The organism is Actinomadura citrea (assembly GCF_013409045.1).
In the GTDB taxonomy this organism is placed as follows: Bacteria; Actinomycetota; Actinomycetes; order Streptosporangiales; family Streptosporangiaceae; genus Spirillospora; species Spirillospora citrea.
The window spans coordinates 128165-150533 of sequence record NZ_JACCBT010000001.1; the positions used below are offsets into that span (position 1 = coordinate 128165).

Consider the following 22369-nt stretch of genomic DNA (forward strand, 5'->3'; position numbering starts at 1 on the left):
TCCGCGCCGAGCCCGCCCGGGCCGGACGGCTGTTCGTCGGGGGATTCGTCGGCGCGGTCAGGCCTGCCCAGTCCTGGTCCCGTGCTCATGAAGACCTCTTCCTCGACCCTTTGGCGCGCCGGGGGGCGCGCTGCCGTCGCCCGACAACCTCTCCTCGGCCGGCGACCACACGGACGAGTGTTGTCGGCGGATCGACCATACCGCGCCCGACTTGCAGCAGTTCCGTCGAGCGCACCTCGAAGCGCTTCAGGACCGGCTCCGCCTCCTCCAGTTCGGTCGCGGCCCGCTCGCCCTTGAGCGCGAGGAGCTCGCCCCCCGGGCGCAGCAGCGGCAGCGCCCATCTGGCCAGGCGTTCGAGGGGTGCGACGGCGCGTGCCGTGGCGACGTCCGCCGCGAACTCCTCGGTCACGTCCTCGGCCCGGGCCCGCCGGACGTCGACGTTCCGCAGGTCCAGCATCTCGACGCACTCGTTCAGGAACGTCGTGCGCCGCAGCAGCGGCTCCAGCAGGGTGATCCGCAGGTCGGGCCGGACGATGGCCAGGACGATGCCGGGGAGTCCCGCGCCCGAGCCGATGTCGACGACCTGGGCGTCCTGCTGTATCGCCGACGAGACCACCGCGCAGTTGATCAGATGGCGTTCCCAGAGCCGGTCGACCTCGCGCGGTCCGATGAGCCCGCGTTCGACCCCGGCCTTGGCGAGGAACGCCGCATAGCGCTCCGCGATCGGCAGCGCGTCACCGAATACCTCCCGTGCAGTCCCCACCAGACGAATCGTTCCACAAAACCTGGTGCTGCCGTGCACGCGCAACGTTCCCGTGGACAACAGGACACCGGGGTGGGACGACCCTTGCGTTATGGCGAGAACCACATGACCCCGCCGCATAATCGCCGAGGGCCGGGTACAGGCTGCCGTGACGCCCGTCCGTCCCCCGGAAGGAGCTCCGACACATGGGAATCGGAGTCAGTCTCGCATTCATCGCCCTAGGGGCGATCCTGGCTTTCGCCATCCGCGTTGACCTCAGCGGCCTCGACATCCACATGGTCGGATGGATCCTGATCCTGGTCGGCCTGATCAGCATGGGATTCACGCTCAAGTACACCCGGCCGCGCCGCGCGGCCGGACGTGTGGCCGGAGCCGATCCCGCCTACGGCGACGAGCCGGGGACGGTGATCCGCGAGGAGCACATCATCGAGGACCCGCCGCCGCCCGGCGGCCGTCCCGCCGAGCGCGTCGAACGTGTGGTCGAGCACCCGGCGGACAGGGGGGTCACGCACAACCATCCACAGGACCCGGGGTACGCGCAGGATCCCGCCAACGCGCAGGACCCGGCAGTGCAGAACACAGTCGACACCGGCGACGCCGTCCCGCGCCGCCGCTGGCGCCGGACCGCACGGCGGTAGCACCGAGAGCCTGCTCGGTGTGCCAGGGCGGCGGTGCACACCGAGCTCCCCAGGGCCCCGCGCCGGCCAGGGCGCGGGGCCCTCTCATGCCCGAGGAAGAATGCCGGCCCTGTTCGGAAAGGCGACGGCCCCGACCGGGGGATCCGGTCGGGGCCGTGTGCAGCCGTGAGGGTCAGGCGGGGGAGACGACCACGTAGCGGTCGGGCTCCTCGCCCTCGGACTCGCTGCGGAGGCCCGCGGCGGCGATGGCGTCGTGGACGATCTTGCGCTCGAACGGGGTCATCGGGGCGAGGGGCTTGGGCTCGCCGGACTGCTTGACCTCGTTCGCGACGTCCGTCCCGAGCTTGGTCAGCTCGGCGCGGCGCCGCTCGCGGTAGCCGCCGATGTCCAGCATGAGGCGGGTGCGGTTGCCGGTCTGGCGGTGGACGGCGAGCCGGGTGAGCTCCTGGAGGGCCTCCAGGACCTCGCCGCGCTTGCCGACCAGTTCGTCCAGGGCACCTCCGACGACGGCGACCATGGCGCGCTCGCCCTCGACGTCCATGTCGATGTCGCCGTCGTAGTCACCGATGTCCAGCAGGCCCTCGATGTAGTCGGCGGCGATCTCGCCTTCCTGTTCGAGCGCCTGGACGTCGACCTCGGTGGTGTCGGTCTGGCTCAACGGGGTCTCCTTCTCCGGCACATGCTCGGGGGTCCAAACTAGCGCTTCTGGGTACCGCTGCGCTTGCTGCGCGACTTGCGGGTCGGCTGGTTGCGCACGACCTTCGGCTTGTCCTCGGGCTCGGGGGCCGGTTCCGGCTCCTTCTTCAGTTTCGCCTTGATGCCCGACGGCGCCGCCTCACCGTTCTTGGACCCACCCGCCTTGGACGCCCCCGCCTTGGACCCGGCGGCCTTGGGGCCGGTCTTGGTCCCCGTCTTGGCCGTGGCCGCAGCGGCCTCACCGTTCGTGCCGGGCGGTGGGTACCGCTTGTAGATGTAGTGCTGCTGCGCCAGGGTCCAGCTGTTGGACGTCACCCAGTACATGAGGACGCCCAGGGGGAAGCCGAGGCCGAAGAGGCCGAACAGCGGCGCCAGGAAGACCATCATCTTCTGCGCCTGCATCATCGGGTTGGCCTCGTCCGCGACGGGCTGCCGCTTCATGCTGGCCCGGACGGTGAAGAAGGTCGTGACGGAGCTGATCACCACGGCGATGCCGGTGATGATGATCGCCGTCCAGCTCTTGGGGTCGGTGCCCCAGGCGTTCAGGAACGTGTCCGGGATGTGGGCGCCGAAGATGTTCGCGTTCTGCGCGCTCGCCACCAGGTCGGACGAGACGGCGAAGACGCTCTGCCCCGGCTTGGCGTCCGAGATCCGCTTCAGCGTCTGGAACAGCCCGATGAAGATGGGCATCTGCACCAGGAGCGGCAGGCAGCCCGAGAGCGGGTTGGCGCCGTTCTCCTGGTAGAGCTTCATGACCTCCTGGTTGAGGCGCTGCTTGTCGTTCTTGTACTTCTTGCGCAGCGCCTGAACCTTCGGGTTCAGCTCCTGCATCTTGCGCGAAGCGTGGATCTGCTTCACGAAGAGGGGGACGAGGAGCAGCCGCAGGAGGACGGTGAGGAGGATGATCGAACCGCCCCACGCCCATCCGCTGTCCTTGGGGACGACCGTACTGAGCCCCGTGTGGATCCACACGATGAGCTGAGAGACGATCTCGTACAACCAATCAAGCACCGGGCAGCTCCTTGGGCTCTGCTAGGGCGGGGCCGCTCTCCTCGCGGCCTGAGTTCGAGGAAGCCGCCGCGCGCTGTTCCGGCGTCTTCTTCGGCGGTACCGGGTCGTGGCCGCCTGGGTGGAAAGGTTGGCACCGCGCGATCCGGCGGGCCGTCAGCCACGTGCCGCGCAGTGCCCCGTGCACCTGGAGGGCCTCCAGGCCGTACGCGCTGCAGCTGGGCTGGAAGCGGCACTGCTGCCCGAGCAGGGGACTCAAGAAGCGGCGGTAGGCGCGGACGAGAAGGATCAGCAAGGCCGCGACGGGACCCGGGTGGCCCGTCCGGTGCTGCGCGGGGAACTCGGTCCCCTGCGGACTCCTCATCTTCGCCCCTTGGACGCGGGCCGCAGCAGCCGGTCGAGCGCCGACTCCAGATCCGCGGCCAGTTCGTCTGGTCGCGCCGCTCCCGCACGGGGGTTGGCGCGCACTACGAGCAGGCTACCCGCTGGCAGGCGGTCGAGGTGCGGGCGCATCAGGTGGCGGAGCCGGCGCCGGGTCGTGTTGCGGACCACGGCGTTGCCGACGGTGCGCGCCACGATGAACCCGACCAGCGGCCGCGCCGCCGCCGGTCGGAACTCTTCCGGGCGTAGCAGATGAACGACGACAGTTGGCCGTCCGGCGCGGCGACCGCGCCGGACGGCCAACGAGAAGTCGTCCCGCCGCCGCATCCGGTTTCCGGACGGCAGCACTATGAGGGGTGGGTCAGACCGCGACGCGGGCGCGGCCCTTGCCACGCCGGCTCGACAGGATCGCGCGGCCCGCGCGCGTGCGCATGCGCAGCCGGAAGCCGTGCTTCTTGTGGCGACGACGGTTGTTCGGCTGGAAGGTACGCTTGCTCACTTGAGGCTCCAGTGCTGCGGTCGGTTCGTCTGAGGACTTGGCGCTCGAAGGCTCGCACCGAGGGCCGCGTACGGTCCCCCGCAGCGGGGGCCCACCCGAGCTTTCCTGAGGGGCAGCCGGCGGGCACGCGACATCTCCGTCGATGCGACTCGACCTCAGAACGTTACGGGGTATCCAGGGGGCCGGTCAAGCGGAGGCGGCCGCCGCGGGGCTCCCGTCGCGAGGCTCCGTCGGACGGGCGGGATCGATGGTGCCCGTGTTGCGGCCGTGTCCGGCACCGGTTAAGGTCGACGAGGCGAGCCGACACTTCCTTCGAAGAATCCGATGTCGGCGTTCCTCAAGCCCCCCGTTCGAGAACCATCCCGTACCGGCCCTCACTAAGGCCGGCCCCTTGCCGACCGCGCACCCCTGAACCCGCCTCACGGGTTTTGCACAGGGTCCCCCATGCCTATGCACAGCATGTGGACAACTCTGTGGACAACTCGTGAGAGAGTAAGTCTTCCGCGTCGCGGCAGTGTCCTGTGAGGCGTGTGGCATCCCGCGGGAAAGCCGGGCAGTACAGGTGCTCCGTTCGGCGGAGTTGTGGGGAGGGGACCTTGCGCATGGACGGTCAGGATCTCGGATCGGTCTGGGCCCGCACCCTCACCGCGCTCTCCGAGAGCGATCTGTCGCCGAGCTACCGCGCATGGCTGCCCATGGTCCGCCCGCTGGCACTCGTCGAGGGAACGGCACTGCTCGCCGCGCCCAACGAGTTCGCCAAGGACGCACTTGAGACGCGCCTGCGCAACCTCATCACGCAGGCCCTTTCCCGCGAACTGGGCCGGGAGATCCGGGTCGCGGTGACCGTCCAGCCGGAGCCACCTGGGGGTGCCCGTCCGGGCGCGGGCGAGCCCTTGTCCGCGCCGATTCCGGGGCCGGGCGCAGGGCCCGGTCTGCACGAGCCCACTCCTTCTTATGGCGAGCCCTACGGCGAGCGGACGCACGACGAGCGCGACCGGGATCGGGACCGTTCTTATACGGAGCAGCCGTACGGGGAGCAACCGTACGGGGATCAGTCGTCCTACGCGGAGCGTCCCGACCGCCCGTATCCAGAACAGGCGTACACAGACCAGGGATACCGGCCGCAGTCGGGAGTTACCCACAACCCCGGTATGCCCGGAGGTTATCCACAGGCTCAGGACGACGACCGCGGGTCGTACCCGCCTGCTCCCCGTCCGCCCGCCTACGGTGCGGGCCCCGGCGGACGCGGGCCGGCGCCCTACGAAGGCCGCGGCTACCCGAGCTACGGGGGGCAGGAAGGCTACGGCGGCGAGCCCCAGGGACGGCCGCCGCACTCCCACCTCAACGACCGGACGCTCGGCCCGTTGCGCCCTGGCCGCCCAGAGGCCCAGGGCCGCGAACCGCAGCACGCCGGGAATGAGGCCCCTCTCGGGCACTCGGACGACAAGTTCCCCAACGGTGAACAGCCCTACCCAGGGGCCGAACAGTCTTATTCGAGCGGTGAGCAGTCCTACAGGGGTGAAGGCGTCTTCCGGGACGAGGAGGGCACCGACCCCCGAGGCCCTACGTCCGACCCCCGTGCGCCCGCGCCGGCACCACCACAGCAGTCCGGTGCGTCCGAGCACGCACGGCTGAACCCGAAGTACACGTTCGAGACGTTCGTCATCGGCTCCTCGAACAGGTTCGCGCACGCCGCCGCCGTCGCGGTGGCCGAGCAGCCCGCCAAGGCGTACAACCCGTTGTTCATCTACGGCGACTCGGGCCTGGGGAAGACCCACCTGCTGCACGCGATCGGCCACTACGCGCAGAGCCTCTTCAACGGGGCCCGCGTCCGCTACGTGAGCTCCGAGGAGTTCACGAACGACTTCATCAACTCGATCCGCGACGGCAAGGCCGACGGGTTCCGCCGCCGCTACCGGGATGTGGACATCCTCCTCGTCGACGACATCCAGTTCCTTGAGGGCAAGGAGCAGACGCAGGAGGAGTTCTTCCACACGTTCAACACGCTCCACAACGCCAGCAAGCAGATCGTGATCTCCAGCGACCGCCCGCCCAAGGAGCTGGTGACGCTGGAGGACCGGCTGCGCAACCGGTTCGAGTGGGGCCTGACGACCGACGTCCAGCCGCCCGAGCTGGAGACGCGGATCGCGATCCTGCAGAAGAAGGCCCGGCAGGAGGGCCTCGCCGCGCCGCCCGACGTACTGGAGTTCATCGCCTCGCAGATCGCGACGAACATCCGCGAGCTGGAGGGCGCGCTGATCCGGGTCACGGCGTTCGCGAGCCTGAACCGGCAGTCGGTCGACATGAAGCTCGCCGAGATCGTCCTGAAGGACCTCATCCCCAACGATTCCGGTCCCGAGATCACCGCCGCCATGATCATGGCGCAGACCGTCGAGTACTTCGGGACGACGATCGACGACCTGTGCGGGCCGTCCCGCTCGCGGATGCTCGTCACCGCCCGGCAGATCGCGATGTACCTGTGCCGGGAACTGACCGAACTGTCCCTTCCGAAGATCGGGCAGCAGTTCGGGGGGCGCGACCACACCACGGTCATGCACGCCGAACGCAAGATCCGGTCGCTGATGGCCGAGCGCCGCGCCATATACAACCAGGTCACGGAGCTGACGGGGCGCATCAAGCACCAGGCCCGCAAGCGCTGATCCCCCTGTTCGTACACACTGTGGACAGACCTGCGTCACGCCTGTGGACGGGCCCCGCCCGCACCGTCCACACCCAGTTCAAGGCAAAGAACCGACAAAAGGCGCGCGTCAGCCGAGAATCGGCGGCGCTGCTCACAACTTGTGGAAAACTCTGGGGATTTTCGCGGATAACCCTGTGGGCAACCTTGGGAGAAGCTGAGGATGAACGGTGGACGGGTGTGGACCGGGTGTGCACCGCCGCCCGGCCTTCTGGGGAAAACCGGTGGAAGGGCTGGGGACGGCCTGGGGACGGCCCCGGAGATCACCGGCCCCGTCGTCCCCAGCGCAGGCGAACGGGCTGTATACCCGTGGAGAACTCGTGGATAACCGGGGGATGACATGAGGATGACGTGTGGGGATGATTTCGCCGTCCCCAGGCGCCGTCGCGCCGTCCACGGCCCATGCACAGCACCGGTGGACAGAGAAACGCGGTCTCACCTGGGACAACGGCCTCTGTCCACACTATCCACGGCCCCTATTACTAGTACTGCTCTCCTTATCTATCCAAGAAAAGATCCATCTCAAGTCAGGGCCTGGGGACAACGCGCACCGAGCGCCCCGGCCCGGACGAGATCAGCTCACCCTTGTCCGACACCTGCAGGAGGCGGGTCCCTTTGAAGTTCCGCATCGACAGAGACGCCCTGGCCGACGCCGTCGCCTGGACCGCGCGCACGCTCCCCGTCCGTCCCCCGGTGCCGGTCCTCGCGGGCATGCACATCGTCGCCGGGGGCGAGGGCAACGGCGACCGGCTGAAGCTGTCCGCGTTCGACTACGAGGTCTCGGCCCAGGTGTCCACGGACATCGACGTGGAGGAGGCCGGGACGGCGCTGGTGTCCGGGCGGCTCCTCGCCGAGATCTCGCGCAGCCTTCCTCCCCACCCTGTGGAGGTGACGACGGACGGCGCGAAGGTGATGCTCCGCTGCGGCAGCGCGAAGTTCACACTTCTCACCATGCCTGTGGAGGACTACCCGACGCTGCCGGAGATGCCGCCCGCAGCGGGGTCGGTGGGAAGCGACGAGTTCGCCGCCGCCGTGTCCCAGGTCGCGATCGCCGCGGGCAAGGACGACACGATCCCCATGCTGACCGGCGTCCGTGTGGAGATCGAGGGTGAGACCGTCACGCTGGCGTCCACGGACCGCTACCGCCTCGCCGTCCGCGAGCTGCACTGGAAGCCCGAGCGCCCGGACTTCTCCGCCGTCGCGCTCGTCCCGGCCCGCACGCTGGCCGACACCGCCAAGTCGCTGACGGCCGGCGCGGAGCTGTCGATCGCGCTCGGCGGGACGGGCGGCACCGGCGAAGGCATGATCGGTTTCGAGGGCGGCGGCCGCCGCACCACGTCCCGGCTGCTGGACGGCGACTTCGTCAAGTACCGCTCGCTGCTGCCGAGCGAGTACGCGGGCCTTGCCGAGGTCCAGACCGCGGCCTTCATCGAGGCCGTCAAGCGCGTCTCCCTCGTGGCGGAGCGCAACACCCCCGTCCGGCTCTCGTTCAGCCAGGGCGAGGTCGTCCTGGAGGCCGGGACGGGTGACGAGGCTCAGGCCGTGGAGGGCCTGGAGGCGTCCCTGGAGGGCGAGGACATCGACATCGCGTTCAACCCCGGGTTCCTCCTCGACGGGCTCTCCGCGATCGGCTCGGACGTGGCGCGGCTGTCCTTCACCACCCCGACCAAGCCGGCCGTCCTCACCGGAAAGCCGCCGCAGGACGGGGAGAACCCGAACTACCGTTACCTGATCATGCCGGTCCGTCTGTCCGGATAAGTACCACCCTCCAGGGCATGGCACCGTGGCGATGTCCGCGGGGGAGCCGCGCCCCCGCGGACGAGGCGGACAGGCACGCACAGGCAGGCACGCACAGGGGAGAGTGAGCGTTTCATGGAGCTTGGCATCATCGGCCTGGGCAAGATGGGCGGCAACATGGCCGAGCGGCTGCGCCGCGGCGGCCACACCGTCGTCGGCTACGACCGCGACCCGGAGGTCAGCGACGTCGGCTCGGTCGAGGAACTGGTCGAGCGGTTGTCCCCGCCGCGGGCCGTGTGGGTGATGGTCCCCGCAGGCAAGCCGACGGCGGAGACCGTCCACAAGCTGGGGGAGGTCCTGGAACAGGGCGACCTCGTCGTGGACGGCGGTAATTCACACTATGTGGACGACAGGAGGCACGGCGAGGAGCTGGCCGCCAAGGGCATCGGGTTCGTCGACTGCGGTGTCAGCGGCGGCGTGTGGGGCCTGGAGAACGGCTACGCGCTCATGGTCGGCGGCGACGAGGACGCCGTGAAGCGGCTGATGCCGATCTTCGAAACGCTCAAGCCGGAGGGCGAGTACGGCTTCGTCCACTCCGGCAAGGTCGGCGCCGGCCACTTCGTGAAGATGGTCCACAACGGCATCGAGTACGCGATGATGCAGGCGTTCGGCGAGGGCTACGAGCTGATCGAGGCCAGCGACATCGTCACCAACGTGCCGGAGACGTTCCTGAGCTGGCAGGAGGGCACGGTCATCCGCTCCTGGCTGCTCGACCTGCTGAACCGCGCGCTCGCCGACGACCCCGAGCTGGACGACCTGCGCGGCTACGCCAACGACTCCGGCGAGGGCCGCTGGACCGTCCAGGCCGCGGTCGACCACGCCGTCCCGCTGCCCGCCATCACGGCGTCCCTCTTCGCCCGCTTCGCCTCCCGCCAGGACGACTCCCCCACGATGCGCGTCGTAGCCGCCCTCCGCAACCAGTTCGGCGGCCACGCCGTCGAGTCCTCCAAGGGCGCCGACTCCCCCGGCGCCGACGTGAACCCTCCCTCGGTCTGATCCTCGGTTATCCACAGTTGTGGGTTCCGGCCCCGGCTCCCGGCGGTGTGTTCCAGGCTGGGAGTGGGGTCGGCCCCCTGGGAGGGCGGGGTGTGCACAGGCCCTCCGTGTGGGTGAGGTGTGTGGTGGGGGGCGGGTGAGGCTCTACGCTCGTGTGTTGTGCACGTCGCCCACCTTTCGTTGCAGGACTTCCGCTCGTATCCGGCCGCCGAGGTCGCTTTGGAGCCGGGGGTCACCGCGTTCGTGGGGCCGAACGGGCAGGGCAAGACGAACCTGGTCGAGGCCATCGGATACGTCGCCTCGCACGGCAGTCACAGGGCCGCGACGGATGCGCCGCTCGTCCGGCACGGGGCGCCGCGGGCGATCGTGCGGGCCGGGGTGGTGAAGGATGACCGCAAGGCGCTGATCGAGCTCGAGATCAACCCGGGCAAGGCGAACCGGGCGCGGCTCAACCGGTCCCCCGTCCCCAGGCCGCGCGAGATCCTGGGGATGCTGCGGACGGTGTTGTTCGCCCCTGAGGACCTCTCGCTCGTGAAGGGCGACCCGGGGGAGCGGCGCCGGTTCATGGACGAGTTGCTGACCGCGCGGGCGCCACGGTTCGCCGGCGTGCGGTCCGACTACGACCGTGTCCTCAAGCAGCGCAACGCCCTGTTGAAATCGGCGGCCGCGCACCGGCGCTCCCCTGGCCCGGAGGTGCTCGCCACCCTGGACGTGTGGGATTCGCATCTGGCGCGCATGGGATCGGAGCTCCTGGCGGCACGGCTCGATCTCGTTGGGGCGCTGCGCCCGCTCGTGGCACAGGCCTATGCGGCGCTCGCTCCGCACAGTGACGCGGCCGATCTGATCTACAAGAGCTCCCTCGGGGACGCGGAGTTGTCCACAGACCGTGGACAACTGGCCGAGCAGATCCTGAAGGCGGTCGCCGAGTCGCGCAAGCAGGAACTGGAACGCGGCGTGAGCCTCGTCGGCCCGCACCGGGACGAGCTGGTGCTGCGCCTCGGGGAGCTTCCGGCGCGCGGCTACGCCAGCCACGGCGAGTCGTGGTCGTTCGCGCTCGGGCTGCGGCTCGCCGCGTTCGACCTGCTCCGCGCGGACGGCGACGACCCCGTCCTCATCCTGGACGACGTGTTCGCCGAGCTGGACACCGGGCGGCGCAGCCGGCTGGCCGAGATGGTGGCGCCGGCCGAGCAGGTCCTGATCACGGCGGCAGTCCCCGCCGACGTCCCCGCCGAACTGACAGGGGGCTCGTATACCGTCTCGGACGGCCAGGTCGTTCGTGACTCCGAGGGGACGAGCGAGTGAGTGATCCACAGGATGTGCACAAGTCCGCCGAAGACGGGGCTCCTCCCGCCAAGTCAGGGATCGAGCTGGCCCGCGAGGCGCTCGCCCAGGCCAAGGCGGACGCGCTCAAGCGCGGCACGATGCCCGGCCAGGGCGGCAAGCGCAAGGGCGCCGGACGGGGCGGGCGCGTGCGGGATCCCGGGCGTGGCGGCGACCCCCAGCTGTTCGGGGCGGCGATCCGCGACCTGATGGCCTCGCGCGGGTGGGAGCAGCGCGCCGCCGTCGGCGGGGTGTTCGGCAACTGGGCCGGCATCGTCGGCGCGGAACTCGCCGAGCACACCCGGCCCGAGCACTTCGAGGACGGCGAGCTCACCGTTGCCGCCGACTCGACGACCTGGGCCACGCAGCTGCGCCTGCTGTCGTCCACGCTCGTGCGGCGGCTGAACGAGGAACTCGGCCACGGCACCGTCCGCCGCGTGAAGGTGGTGGGGCCCTCGTCAGGGCCGCGCCGGACGGGTGCGTGGCGCGTCCGGTGAGCCGACGCCCCGGACCGCGCCGATGTGTCAGTGGCGGGTGGGAACATCTGTTCGGTGATGGGTCGTCCAGTTCAGCGGCGAGCGCCACGTAGGCCAAATAACCCCCCTGACCCAATGGGGGGATGTGTCTCCGGGGCCCTTCGGCCGCCACACGCGCACACAGCGCTCGCGAGTGCCACTTTTCGCCTCGTCACCCGGTAGAATGAATGCGGGTTCAGGATGCTGCGCCGTCATTGGGCGCCCGAGGCTCTGACCAGCATGACCAGAGCACCGACCGGGTGCCCGCATGTGTGTTACGGGGCACACCGCGCCTCCCTCGGGCGCGGAGCGGCAGACATCCCCGGCAGGAGGATCTCCTTTGGCGTACGACGCTAGTTCGATCACTGTCCTTGAAGGGCTTGAGGCAGTTCGCAAGCGCCCGGGCATGTACATCGGCTCGACGGGCGAGCGCGGGTTGCACCACCTCGTCTACGAGATCGTGGACAACGCGGTCGACGAGGCCTTGGCCGGCTACGCCGACGAGATCGTGGTCACGCTCATGGCCGACGGCGGCGTCAGCGTCCTCGACAACGGCCGTGGCATCCCCGTCGGTGAGCACCCTGTGGAAAAGCGCCCGGCCATCGAGCTGGTGCTGACCACGCTGCACGCGGGCGGCAAGTTCGACGGCAAGTCCTACGCCGTCTCGGGCGGCCTGCACGGTGTGGGCTCGGCCGTGGTGAACGCGCTGTCCACCCGGATGGAGGCGGAGGTCCGCACCGACGGCCACGTGTGGCGCCAGTCCTACACCTGGCAGGGGCCCGAGATCGAGCTCCAGAAGGGTGAGGAGACCGACGAGACCGGGACCCTCATCACGTTCTGGCCCGACCCCGACATCTTCGAGACCCTCGAGTGGAACTTCGAGACGCTCTCCCGCCGGATGCAGGAGATGGCGTTCCTCAACCGCGGCCTGTCCATCACGCTGCAGGACGAGCGCCCCGACCACGTCAACGGCGAGCCGCACGTCGTCCGGTACCACTACGAAGGCGGCATCGAGGACTTCGTCCGCTACCTGAACGCGCGCAAGGACTCCGCGCACGAGTCCGTCATCTACTTCAACGACGACGCCACCGGCATGTCGGTCGAGATCGCCATGCAGTGGAACTCGTCCTACTCCGAGTCGGTGCACACCTTCGCCAACACCATCAACACGGCGGAGGGCGGCACCCACGAGGAGGGCTTCCGGGCGGCGCTCACCACGATCGTCAACCGGTACGCGCGCGACAAGGGCCTGCTGCGGGACAAGGACGACAACCTGACCGGCGAGGACGTCCGCGAGGGCCTCACCGCGATCATCTCGATCAAGCTGGCGGACCCCCAGTTCGAGGGGCAGACCAAGACCAAGCTCGGCAACACCGAGGCCAAGTCGTTCGTGCAGCGGGCCTGCAACGTCTACCTGCGCGACTGGTTCGAGGAGAACCCGGGCGAGGCCAAGGAGATCATCAACAAGGCGTCCCAGGCGGCGCGCGCGCGGGTCGCGGCGCGGCAGGCGCGTGACCTGACCCGGCGCAAGAGCCTGCTGGAGTCGACGTCCCTGCCGGGCAAGCTGTCGGACTGCCAGTCCACCGACCCGGCCAGGTCCGAGCTCTACATCGTCGAGGGCGACTCGGCCGGCGGCTCGGCCAAGGGCGGCCGCGACCCGCACTTCCAGGCGATCCTCCCGATCCGCGGCAAGATCCTGAACGTGGAGAAGGCCAGGATCGACAAGATCCTGAAGAACAACGAGGTGCAGGCGATCATCACCGCCCTCGGCACCGGGGTGCACGACGAGTTCGACATCTCCAAGCTGCGCTATCACAAGATCATCCTGATGTCGGACGCCGACGTGGACGGCCACCACATCAACACCCTGCTGATGACGCTGCTGTTCCGGTTCATGAAGCCGCTGATCGAGGCCGGCCACGTGTACCTGTCGCAGCCCCCGCTCTACAAGATCAAGTGGGACGCGCGGGGCACCGAGGCCGACTACGCCTTCTCCGACTCGGAGCGGGACGCGATCATCGAGGCCGGGATCGCCGCGGGCAAGCGCGACCCCCGTCCCCGCGACCTGGTGCAGCGGTTCAAGGGCCTCGGCGAGATGAACGCCAACGAGCTGTGGGACACCACCATGGACCCCGACAACCGGGTCCTGCTGCAGGTCCAGCTGGACGACGCCGCCCAGGCGGACGAGCTGTTCAGCGTGCTCATGGGCGAGGAGGTCGAGCCCCGCCGGGAGTTCATCCAGCGCAACGCCAAGGACGTGCGCTTCCTCGACATCTGAGGTACGTGCCAGGGCCGGCTCCCCGGCCTGACTCCCGCAGGCGGACGTACTTCCTTCCCATCGAGCAGAAGAGGTCTTGAGAGTGACGGACGTGACCACAGAGGGCGGACACCCGGGCGAACGGATCGAACCGGTCGACATCCAGGTCGAGATGCAGAAGAGCTATCTCGACTACGCGATGTCGGTCATCGTCGCGCGCGCGCTGCCCGAGGTGCGCGACGGTCTCAAACCCGTCCACCGCCGCGTCCTGTACGCGATGTACGACGGCGGCTACCGGCCCGACCGCGGCTACTTCAAGTGCGCCCGCGTCGTCGGCGACGTCATGGGGAACTACCACCCCCACGGCGACTCGGCCATCTACGACGCGCTCGTCCGGCTCGCCCAGCCGTGGTCGATGCGGTACCCGCTGGTCGACGGCAACGGCAACTTCGGCTCGCGCGGCAACGACCCCGCCGCGGCCATGCGGTACACCGAGTGCCGCATGGCGCCCCTGGCGATGGAGCTCCTGCGCGACATCGACAAGGAGACCGTCGACTTCTCCCCGAACTACGACGGCCGCTCGCAGGAGCCCGACGTCCTGCCGTCCCGGTACCCGAACCTGCTGGTCAACGGGTCCGCCGGCATCGCGGTCGGGATGGCGACGAACATCCCGCCGCACAACCTGCGCGAGGTCGCCGACGGCGTCCGCTGGTACCTGGACAACTACGGCGCGTCCGACGAGGATCTGCTCGAGGCACTGATCGAGCGGGTCAAGGGCCCCGACTTCCCGACCGCCGGCCTCATCGTCGGCCGCAAGGGGATCGAGGAGGCCTACCGGACCGGCCGCGGCTCCATCACCATGCGGGCCGTCGTCGAGGTCGAGGAGATCCAGGGCCGCACCTGCCTCGTCGTCACCGAGCTCCCCTACCAGGTCAACCCGGACAACCTCGCCCTCAAGATCGCCGACGGCGTGAAGGAGGGCAAGCTCGACGGCATCGCCGACGTCCGCGACGAGACGTCCGGCCGTACGGGACAGCGCCTGGTCATCGTCCTCAAGCGGGACGCCGTCGCCAAGGTCGTCCTGAACAACCTGTACAAGCACACGCAGCTGCAGGAGACGTTCGGCGCGAACATGCTCGCGCTCGTCGACGGCGTGCCGCGCACCCTGCGCATCGACCAGTTCGTCCGGCACTGGGTCGCGCACCAGATCGACGTCGTCGTCCGCCGCACCCGGTTCCTGCTCCGCAAGGCCGAGGAGCGCGCCCACATCCTGCGCGCCCTGCTCAAGGCCCTCGACCGCATCGACGAGGTCATCGCCCTGATCCGGCGCTCGCCGTCCGCCTCGCAGGCGCAGCAGGGCCTGATGAACCTGCTGGAGATCGACGAGATCCAGGCGCAGGCCATCCTCGACATGCAGCTGCGCAAGCTGGCCGCCCTGGAGCGCCAGCAGATCATCGACGAGTACGACAAGCTCATGGCGGAGATCGCCGACTACAACGAGATCCTCGCCTCGCCCGAGCGGCAGCGCCGGATCGTCGGCGACGAGCTCGCCCCGATCGTCGAGAAGTTCGGCGACGAGCGGCGCACCCAGATCATCCCGTTCGACGGGGACGTGTCGTACGAGGACCTCATCGCCGAAGAGGACGTCGTCGTCACCATCACCCGCGGCGGCTACGCCAAGCGCACCCGCACCGACCACTACCGCGCGCAGCGGCGCGGCGGCAAGGGCGTCCGCGGCGCGCAGCTGAAGCAGGACGACATCGTCGACCAGTTCTTCGTCACCACGACGCACCACTGGATCCTGTTCTTCACCAACAAGGGCCGCGTGTACCGCGCCAAGGCCTACGAGCTGCCCGACTCCGGCCGCGACTCGCGCGGCCAGCACGTCGCGAACCTGCTCGCCTTCCAGCCCGACGAGCACATCGCCCAGGTCATGGACCTGCGCGACTACGAGGTCGCCCCCTACCTCGTGCTCGGCACGAAGAAGGGCCGCGTCAAGAAGACCGCGCTGCGCGACTTCGACTCGCCCCGCACCGGCGGCATCATCGCCATCAACCTCGTCGACGACGACGAGGTGATCGCCGCGCGGCTCGTGTCCTCCGACGACAACCTGCTGATGGTCTCCACCGGCGCCCAGGCGATCCGGTTCCGCGCCGACGACGAGTCGCTGCGCCCGATGGGACGCGCCACGTCCGGCGTCATCGGCATGCGTTTCGAGGAGGACCAGGAGGTCCTCAACATGCTGGTCGTGCAGGACACCTCCCAGGACGTCCTGGTGGCCACCGGGGGCGGCTACGCCAAGCGCACCCCGGTGGACCAGTACCCGCTCCAGGGACGTGGGGGCAAGGGCGTTCTCACCGCTAAGATCGTGGAATCTCGCGGCAAGTTGGTCGGAGCCCTGATGGTCGGCCCGGACGACGAGGTGTTCGCGATGACGTCGAACGCCGGCGTGATCCGTACCACCGCCGCCGAGATCAAGCAGTCCGGCAGGCAGACCATGGGCGTCCGTCTGATGAATCTCGCCGACGGGAACAGCGTGGTGGCCATCGCGAGGAACGTAGAGTCCATGGAGGACTCTGACGAAGCCGAAGGGGGCGACGGTGAGTGACGTATCCTGCATCGTCACCGAGCCGCTAGGCCAGGAGGACACGTGAGCACCGAGCCCGGCCAGGACAACGACGGGGCAGGCGCCGCCGGCGCAGGCAAGAACGGCGACCGGAAACCCGGCGCCAAGTCCGGCCCCGCCAAGTCCACCGGCAAGTCCAGGGGGAAGCCGGGCAAGACGGTGGCCGCCGCGTCCGCCAAGTCCGGGCGCGACGAGACGACCGTCGACATCGACACCGGTGCGACGGACCCCGTCGGCAAGGGCAGCGACGAGACGAGGGCCGATATCACCCAGATCGACGACGCGTCGGCCAAGCCGGCCGACACGCCTGAGATCGCCCCGGTCAAGGACACCGCCGAGCAGCCCAAGCCCGCCGCCAGGCCGGCGCCTCCCGTCGGCGGCGCGGCGGGTACTCCGGCCGGTTCCGCATCCGGCCCCGCGGGCGGTTCCGGCTCGGTGGGCTGGGCCAAACCCGCCGAGCCGTCCGGTTCGGTCTCGACAGGACGTACGGACACGCCCGGCAAGGCGTTCAATTCCGCGGGCGGGCCGTCCGGCAACTCGTCCGGCTCGGGCGGCCGCGGCTTCGCCGGCACCGTCCTGAAGGACCGTCCGTCCACCGCGATGGCCCCGGCCGGCGCCGCGTCCAAGCCCGCGCCCGGCAAGCCGGCCCGCAAGGCCCAGCTCCAGCTCGCCAGGCTCGAACCCTGGTCGGTGATGAAGTTCAGCTTCGTCATGTCGCTGGTCTGCTTCGTCGTCCTGCTGGTCGCCGTCGTCGTCCTGTACGTGATCCTGTCCGGGCTCGGCGTCTTCGACGCGATCAGCGACACCGTCAACAGCCTCACCAAGGAACAGGGCGAGACCACCGGAAGCGTCGACGCCGGAAGCTGGTTCTCCTTCATCCGCGTCTTCGGCTACACCGTCCTTGTCGGCGCCCTCAACGTCCTGCTCATCACCGCCCTCTCCACGGTCGGCTCCGTCATCTACAACCTCGCCGCCGACCTCGTGGGCGGTGTCGAGGTCACCCTCAAGGAAGCCGAGTAAGCCTGCCGCCGCCGCCCGGCAATCGATTTCCGGTTGCCCGCCCAGATGGGGTAACCTCTCGTTGCGCCGCCAGGGCGGCGGCACACTCCGGGCCTATAGCTCAGTCGGTTAGAGCGCATCCCTGATAAGGATGAGGCCGGTGGTTCAAGTCCACCTAGGCCCACCAGCTCAGAGCCCCCCATCGCGACCGGTGGGGGGCTTTTGACAGCAGTGGTGACAGCAACGGCTCAGCTCTCCGAAGCCCCGAACAGTTCGCCCGCCACCTTGCCGAGTCCCATCCGGTGGTCGTCGATGTTGCTGTCGGTGTAGATCTCCATGGTTGTGGAGATCTTCGCATGGCCGAGGATCGCGGCGGCATCCCGCGCAGGCACCCCCAGCCGCTTGAGCAGCGTTGCCGTCACGTGCCGCAGGTCATGGAGCCGGATACGGCGAAGTCCCGCGTTCACGCAGATCCGTTCAAAGGCTCGCGAGAGATTGCGCGGTTCGATCGGCCCACCGTTGCGCGTGGTGAACACAAGGCCGATCTTGTCCCACTCCGCATTCCAGTCCGCGCCCGCCCTGCGCTTGGCGTACATCTGGCGTTCGGCCAGTTCGATGAACGCCTCATAGATGATCGGGAGGATGGGCAGGGGACGGTCTCCGGCATCGGTCTTGACCGGAGTGCGCGTGAGCTTCCCGTCGATGCGTTGCAACTGCCAGGAGACCTGCATGACCAGGTCATCGAGGTCGAGGTCATCCCAGCCGAGCCCCAGCACTTCACCGCGCCGCAGCCCGTAGACCATCAGCAGCACGAACGCCGGGTAGAGCGGTTCATCCCGAGCCGCGTGCAGGAACGCGCGAGCCTCATCCGCAGTCCACGGCTTGGACTTGTGAGCCGGAGCCGGAGGAAGCGTCGTCAGTCGGGCGACGTTGGTCGAGATCAACTCTTCACGCGTCGCCCGAGTCAGCGCCGCCCCCAGGACCATGCGCATGATGTGGACCATGGCGAGCGACTGACCGTCCTTGATCTGTTGGTTGAGGAAGGTCTGCACTTTGGCCACCCGCAGCCGGTCTAGGCGTTGGTTGCCGAGACCCGGCTTGAGGTAAAGCCGCGTGGTCTGCTCGTACTTCTTGTAGGTGTTCCACCGCTTGGACGGCCGGACGACCTCCTCTAGCCAGTAGTCGAGGTACTCGCCCAGCTTCCACGCTTTGTTAGCCACGGGGACTCCGCGACTCGACTTCTGCTGAGCCTCTACGAGCTTGTTGTGCACCTCCGTCCGGCTCTTGCCGTACCGCGTGACGCGCTTGCTCGTACCTTCGGTGGTCAGAACGTACGCCTCACCGACCCAGCGCCCGTCTTTCCGTTGGAAGATCGTTCCTTCCCCGTTGGCGCGACGGGAGGGCTTCCTACGCTCCGCCATCAGGCCGCATCCTCTCTGAGAGCCGCGATGAACGCGTCGATGGCATCGGCAGGCACCCGGCGATCCCGCCCGACCCAGACCGATTCCAGAGCGCCCGTGCGCATCAGCTCGTATACCTTCCATCGACCGAGCTGGAGCACCTCCATGACTTGAGGCACCCGAAGCAACTTCGGCCGAAGCTCGGTCACCGTCTCTTCCATCACGCTGCCTCCGCAGTTGCCGAAAGTTCGGGGGTGTCGTTTTGTGTCGCGGCGTCGAGTTGGCGGCGCCGTTGGATGCGTTCGTTGATCAGGTGCAGAAGTCGCGCTTCGGTCGACCTGACGTCGGGATCACCAGGCCCGGCGCGTTCCCAGACGTGCACGGCGTTCGGGTCAGCCGGGTTGGAGACCGGGATACCGGCCTCAGCCAGCCGGGCCAGGACCCACGCCTTACGGTCCGCCTTGTGATCGGCCAGGGTCTTACCGGACCACTTGCGGGAGACCAGGACGCGACGGCCGCCGTAGCCGAGGTGTTCGCGCCTGTGGGCTTTGCCCTTGCAGAAGCCCGGGGCCATGCCTTCCCGCGGATTCTTGGGCTGGATGCCGTATCGAAGCCAGTTCGCGCAGGTCGGTGAGCACGGCTCATACCGGAGCGCCTCAGCCATCCGGTCCACGTGCTCACGCTGCGCCGACGTCTCGGCGGTGTGGCACTCAGCCACGCCCTTGACGAGGTACTTGGTCAGGTAGCCGATGAGCTTGCGGGACTGCGGTGAGTCGGGCATGACGCCTTGCGCGTCGATCTGCCGCCCGAACTTCACCACGTGGAGTGGTTCGGCATCTTGGTCCAGGCCGAGCGCGTCCAGCGCGTCATCCCAGGTCGGAAGAACCTCGCCCGTTCTGGGGTCGAGGTAACCGCCGCCGTCCTCCCTCGCCACGTCATCCCAGACCGGCAGGTGATCCCCCTCGAAGACCACGCGATCCGTCGAGGGCCACCACACCTGGTGATAGGTGGCCGCGACCACCTGACGCAGTTCGGCGCGGGAGATGGTTCCGCGAATGGCCATGTGCAGGTGGGGCGCGTGACGACGTTGGGGTTCGACGGTGGCGAAGTACTGGACGTCGTAGCCGACGAACCGGCGCAGGTTCTGCACGAACCGGTCCACCAGCTTGGAGAAGTGGAGCGCGTCCCGAGCCGCCCGCGTGTAGTCGTAGCCGTTCGGGTCGACGGGCGTCCCGTCCGAGCGCACCCGCCCGTAGGAGTCCAGCGTGAGCGTGAGGAAGATCGAGGGCCGGAACGTCTTGCCGTCCTTGCCCCGGTAGACCTTGCCGAGGGTGCGGGAGTCGACCGGACGCCGAGGCAGATCGGGCGCGTCCTGCCGCCGCCGCGTGGAACGAGTCCGCCGGCCTTTGCCCTCCTCACCAGACTTGAGAGCACCACGAACCCCAGTGCGTTCAAGCTCGTTGTCCAGGTCACGCACCACGGCATCCCAGAACCCGACGTCTTCCCCGTCCGCCGAACCCTCCTCAGCCGCCTTGTCACGGGCCGCCGCAGCCTGCGCCCGCAACCCCATCCACGCGCGCTGCTCGTCGTTCGGATCGGCGCGCGTGATGACCGGTTCCTCGGTCAGGTGCCAGCCCTGGGAGCACTGCACGGCCCGCAGCTTGCGCTTTCGCTCAGCGCACGAGGGGCACACCGAGGCCAGCGTGTGACCGCACGGCACATAGACGACCTCGGCCGCACCGGTGTGCAGGTCCACCCGCCGCATCGGCACGGGCCGAATGCACACGCCGTGCTCGACCGCGACCGCTTCCAGCACGCCCCGCGCCAGCGGGGGAAGCGTCTTGACCACCGCGCCCGCCTCCGAGCCTGCGCCAGCCGGAGCCGAATCGATCAAGGGGCGGCGGCGCTCAGGCCGCTGCGCGGCCCCGCGCCAGGCCGCCCGGAGCGTGCGGCGTGGGCGCCGGTCACCGGACGGCCGCGCCGGACCGCGCATCGCGCCACGCCCGCCGGCCCGCCCCGACTGCTCACCACGGGGACCGCGCCGCCGCCGAGGGCTAATTCATCTGCGACAAGCAGAACGTGGTCATTGGTGGTGTGCCGTACCCACCCTTTGTGGATTTCGGCCGACTTTCTTTCCCGCACAGTCGGTGGATGATGTTCGTGCAGGTCACGACTTAAGGCTGGGTATAGGGGATGCCAGAGCCCCTGGGTTACCCCCACGCCATCCACAGATTGGCCCACTCTTTTCCACAGGTCGTCCACAGGGTTGTCCACAGAACGCTTTGCGGCGCGGGTATCGGGTCTCGGACAATGTCGGCATGACCTGCACCCTTGAGGTCATGGCGGCCATGGGTCGTTCGCCGAAATGGCGACGGCCCCCCGCGGCAACGGGAGGCCGTCCACTCATCTCGCACGACTCGAAGGAGAGCCGCACGTGCTCACGGTACTAGGCCCCGCATCAGGACCCACCAGTCAGGGATACCCAACGACGGTGACAGAGCCGCCAAACCCCCAGGTCAACGGTGGGTGGAGTGTGGAGGTCCACGGCGATGAGTGGTTGATCTTCGCCGCCCTCATCTTTGGGCTAGTGATCTTGCCCGCCGTCTGGTCGACCAAGAAGAGCCGACGTGACGCAGCCTTGGAAGTCCTCCGGACGTTCATGCGCTGGCGGTAGCGCTCGGACGCTCATCCAGAGCGTTCAATGCCTCCGGCGGGGGGCACTCCGACTCCGGGAAGTCTGGTCGGCCCGTGCCGGTCGCTGAGGAGGAAGGTAGGAAGCCTGAGCTTCCCGTCTGCCGCCGTCCCGATCGGAGATCTACCAGACCAGGGCCAGGGGGTGAAGGTCGTTCGTCCAGTGGGGCGCTCCACCTTCACCCCCTGGCCCTGGCCCGGCAGCGCAGAGCGCGGGACGACGGCAGACGGGAAGCTCAGGCGGGGCGAGTGGTGCGGAGTGGTCACGCCTACACAGGCGCACACGGGGCGCGGGGAGGACAATGACAGCAACCGTGACAGCAACACCAGCACATGCCGCCGCACGCGAGCAGCCGCCACCACAAGGTCAGCGCAGGGAAGCCAGCCCGCGACCTTAACCATGATCGAACTGATAAGGATGAGGCCGGTGGTTCAAGTCCACCTAGGCCCACCAGCTCAGAGCCCCCACCGCGATCGGTGGGGGCTTTCGACTGCAATGGCGCGAAGCGTGCGGCGCCGGACACCGGACGGCAGCGCCGGGCCGCGCATCGCGACGCGTCCGCCGGGCGCCCGGCCGACGGCAGGCATGGGTCCGAGCGGCCGTAGCGGTGGAGGTCCCGGACGTAGCCGGATCGGCCGTCAGGAAACGCAGATACAGAACTCGTTGCCTTCCGGATCGCGCCAGACCTGCCAGAGGTCCTCTTGCATCTCGCCCACAGGGCTCGCTCCAAGCTCGACGGCAAGTGCGACAGCCTGGGGGAAGTCGTCAGCCACCAAGTCGAAGTGGACGCGGTTCTTCACACCCTTGGCTTCCGGAACTTTCTGCATGGCGAAGTGCGGACCAAGGCTGATCCAGTCATCCTCACGCCGGGTGATCGCCAGACCGAGCAGCCGACTCCAGAACTCCGCCAGAAGATCGAGGTCATTGGCGTCGATGACGATGCCATTGATCCGAATGCCCATCTCACCTCCTCCGTCGTGTTCCGCGCAGGAGAGCCGCAGAGTAGCGCGCAGCCGGATCGGCTGAGCGAGCGCGCCGTTCGCGCGAATGCACCCTCCGGACAGGTCCGTTCGTCGGTCGCAAA

18 protein-coding genes, 1 tRNA gene and 1 pseudogene are annotated in these 22369 nt (G+C 68.7%); 10 read left to right on the plus strand and 10 right to left on the minus strand.

Annotated elements, in window-relative coordinates:
* Positions 1-85: 85 nt before the first annotated feature.
* Positions 86-763: a 16S rRNA (guanine(527)-N(7))-methyltransferase RsmG gene (rsmG, locus tag BJ999_RS00675; protein WP_229810073.1), complete on the minus strand. Its 678-nt coding sequence runs from the start codon at positions 761-763 to the stop codon at positions 86-88.
* Between the two features lie 185 nt (positions 764-948).
* Here rsmG and BJ999_RS00680 point away from each other — a divergent pair, with 185 nt between their 5' ends.
* Positions 949-1401 carry a DUF6458 family protein gene (locus tag BJ999_RS00680; protein ID WP_179831436.1) on the plus strand — a complete coding sequence of 151 codons (453 nt, stop codon included), beginning with the start codon at positions 949-951 and terminating at the stop codon, positions 1399-1401.
* Between the two features lie 172 nt (positions 1402-1573).
* Here the strand turns inward: BJ999_RS00680 and BJ999_RS00685 are convergent, their stop codons facing one another.
* From BJ999_RS00685 to rpmH, 5 genes are read right to left on the minus strand one after another with little or no spacing between them, the layout of a single operon-like run.
* Positions 1574-2059 (minus strand): Jag family protein, encoded by a 486-nt coding sequence (locus tag BJ999_RS00685; protein ID WP_179831437.1) that lies wholly within the window; start codon positions 2057-2059, stop codon positions 1574-1576.
* Positions 2060-2097: 38 nt separating this feature from the next.
* Positions 2098-3108, minus strand: a complete 1011-nt coding sequence (yidC, locus tag BJ999_RS00690) for a membrane protein insertase YidC (protein ID WP_179831438.1) — start codon at positions 3106-3108, stop codon at positions 2098-2100.
* Positions 3101-3469 carry a membrane protein insertion efficiency factor YidD gene (yidD, locus tag BJ999_RS00695; RefSeq protein ID WP_179831439.1) on the minus strand — a complete coding sequence of 123 codons (369 nt, stop codon included), beginning with the start codon at positions 3467-3469 and terminating at the stop codon, positions 3101-3103. The genes yidC and yidD overlap by 8 nt, the downstream gene beginning before the upstream one ends.
* Positions 3466-3879, minus strand: a complete 414-nt coding sequence (rnpA, locus tag BJ999_RS00700; RefSeq protein ID WP_373292683.1) for a ribonuclease P protein component — start codon at positions 3877-3879, stop codon at positions 3466-3468. The genes yidD and rnpA overlap by 4 nt, the downstream gene beginning before the upstream one ends.
* Positions 3848-3985, minus strand: a complete 138-nt coding sequence (gene rpmH, locus BJ999_RS00705; RefSeq protein ID WP_151542862.1) for a 50S ribosomal protein L34 — start codon at positions 3983-3985, stop codon at positions 3848-3850. Before rpmH ends, rnpA begins: the two co-directional genes overlap by 32 nt.
* Positions 3986-4587: 602 nt before the next feature.
* Between rpmH and dnaA the strand changes: the two genes are divergently transcribed.
* From dnaA to BJ999_RS00750, 9 genes and pseudogenes are all read left to right on the plus strand, one after another.
* Positions 4588-6645, plus strand: coding sequence for a chromosomal replication initiator protein DnaA (gene dnaA, locus BJ999_RS00710; protein WP_179831441.1), 2058 nt, complete (start codon positions 4588-4590; stop codon positions 6643-6645).
* A gap of 653 nt (positions 6646-7298) precedes the next feature.
* Positions 7299-8441 carry a DNA polymerase III subunit beta gene (gene dnaN / locus BJ999_RS00715; protein WP_179831442.1) on the plus strand — a complete coding sequence of 381 codons (1143 nt, stop codon included), beginning with the start codon at positions 7299-7301 and terminating at the stop codon, positions 8439-8441.
* 90 nt (positions 8442-8531) lie between these two features.
* Positions 8532-9476 (plus strand): annotated as a pseudogene (gene gnd / locus BJ999_RS00720) (phosphogluconate dehydrogenase (NAD(+)-dependent, decarboxylating)); the annotation flags it as partial.
* 159 nt (positions 9477-9635) lie between these two features.
* Positions 9636-10778 (plus strand): DNA replication/repair protein RecF, encoded by a 1143-nt coding sequence (gene recF / locus BJ999_RS00725; RefSeq protein ID WP_179831444.1) that lies wholly within the window; start codon positions 9636-9638, stop codon positions 10776-10778.
* Entirely contained in the window at positions 10775-11293 is a 519-nt protein-coding gene (locus BJ999_RS00730; protein ID WP_229810074.1) for a DciA family protein, read from the plus strand. Before recF ends, BJ999_RS00730 begins: the two co-directional genes overlap by 4 nt.
* A 358-nt stretch (positions 11294-11651) precedes the next feature.
* Positions 11652-13589: a DNA topoisomerase (ATP-hydrolyzing) subunit B gene (gene gyrB / locus BJ999_RS00735; protein WP_179831445.1), complete on the plus strand. Its 1938-nt coding sequence runs from the start codon at positions 11652-11654 to the stop codon at positions 13587-13589.
* Positions 13590-13671: 82 nt separating this feature from the next.
* A complete protein-coding gene (gyrA, locus tag BJ999_RS00740) occupies positions 13672-16176 on the plus strand; it encodes a DNA gyrase subunit A (RefSeq protein ID WP_179831446.1) in 2505 nt (834 codons plus the stop codon).
* A gap of 330 nt (positions 16177-16506) precedes the next feature.
* Positions 16507-17214: a DUF3566 domain-containing protein gene (locus tag BJ999_RS43370; RefSeq protein ID WP_420838221.1), complete on the plus strand. Its 708-nt coding sequence runs from the start codon at positions 16507-16509 to the stop codon at positions 17212-17214.
* Between the two features lie 89 nt (positions 17215-17303).
* Positions 17304-17380 (plus strand) — tRNA-Ile (locus BJ999_RS00750).
* A 61-nt stretch (positions 17381-17441) separates the two neighbouring features.
* Here BJ999_RS00750 and BJ999_RS00755 read toward each other — a convergent pair.
* The 4 genes from BJ999_RS00755 to BJ999_RS00770 form a co-directional block, all read right to left on the minus strand.
* The gene (locus BJ999_RS00755) at positions 17442-18614 is read right to left on the minus strand and encodes a tyrosine-type recombinase/integrase (protein ID WP_179831447.1); all 1173 of its coding nucleotides are present in this window, start codon (positions 18612-18614) and stop codon (positions 17442-17444) included.
* On the minus strand, positions 18614-18814 hold the full coding sequence (locus BJ999_RS00760) for a helix-turn-helix domain-containing protein (protein ID WP_179831448.1): 201 nt from the start codon (positions 18812-18814) through the stop codon (positions 18614-18616). Before BJ999_RS00760 ends, BJ999_RS00755 begins: the two co-directional genes overlap by 1 nt.
* The gene (locus tag BJ999_RS00765) at positions 18814-20442 is read right to left on the minus strand and encodes a replication initiator (protein WP_179831449.1); all 1629 of its coding nucleotides are present in this window, start codon (positions 20440-20442) and stop codon (positions 18814-18816) included. Before BJ999_RS00765 ends, BJ999_RS00760 begins: the two co-directional genes overlap by 1 nt.
* A 1481-nt stretch (positions 20443-21923) precedes the next feature.
* Positions 21924-22247, minus strand: a complete 324-nt coding sequence (locus BJ999_RS00770) for a VOC family protein (RefSeq protein WP_218934884.1) — start codon at positions 22245-22247, stop codon at positions 21924-21926.
* Between the last annotated feature and the right edge of the window lie 122 nt (positions 22248-22369).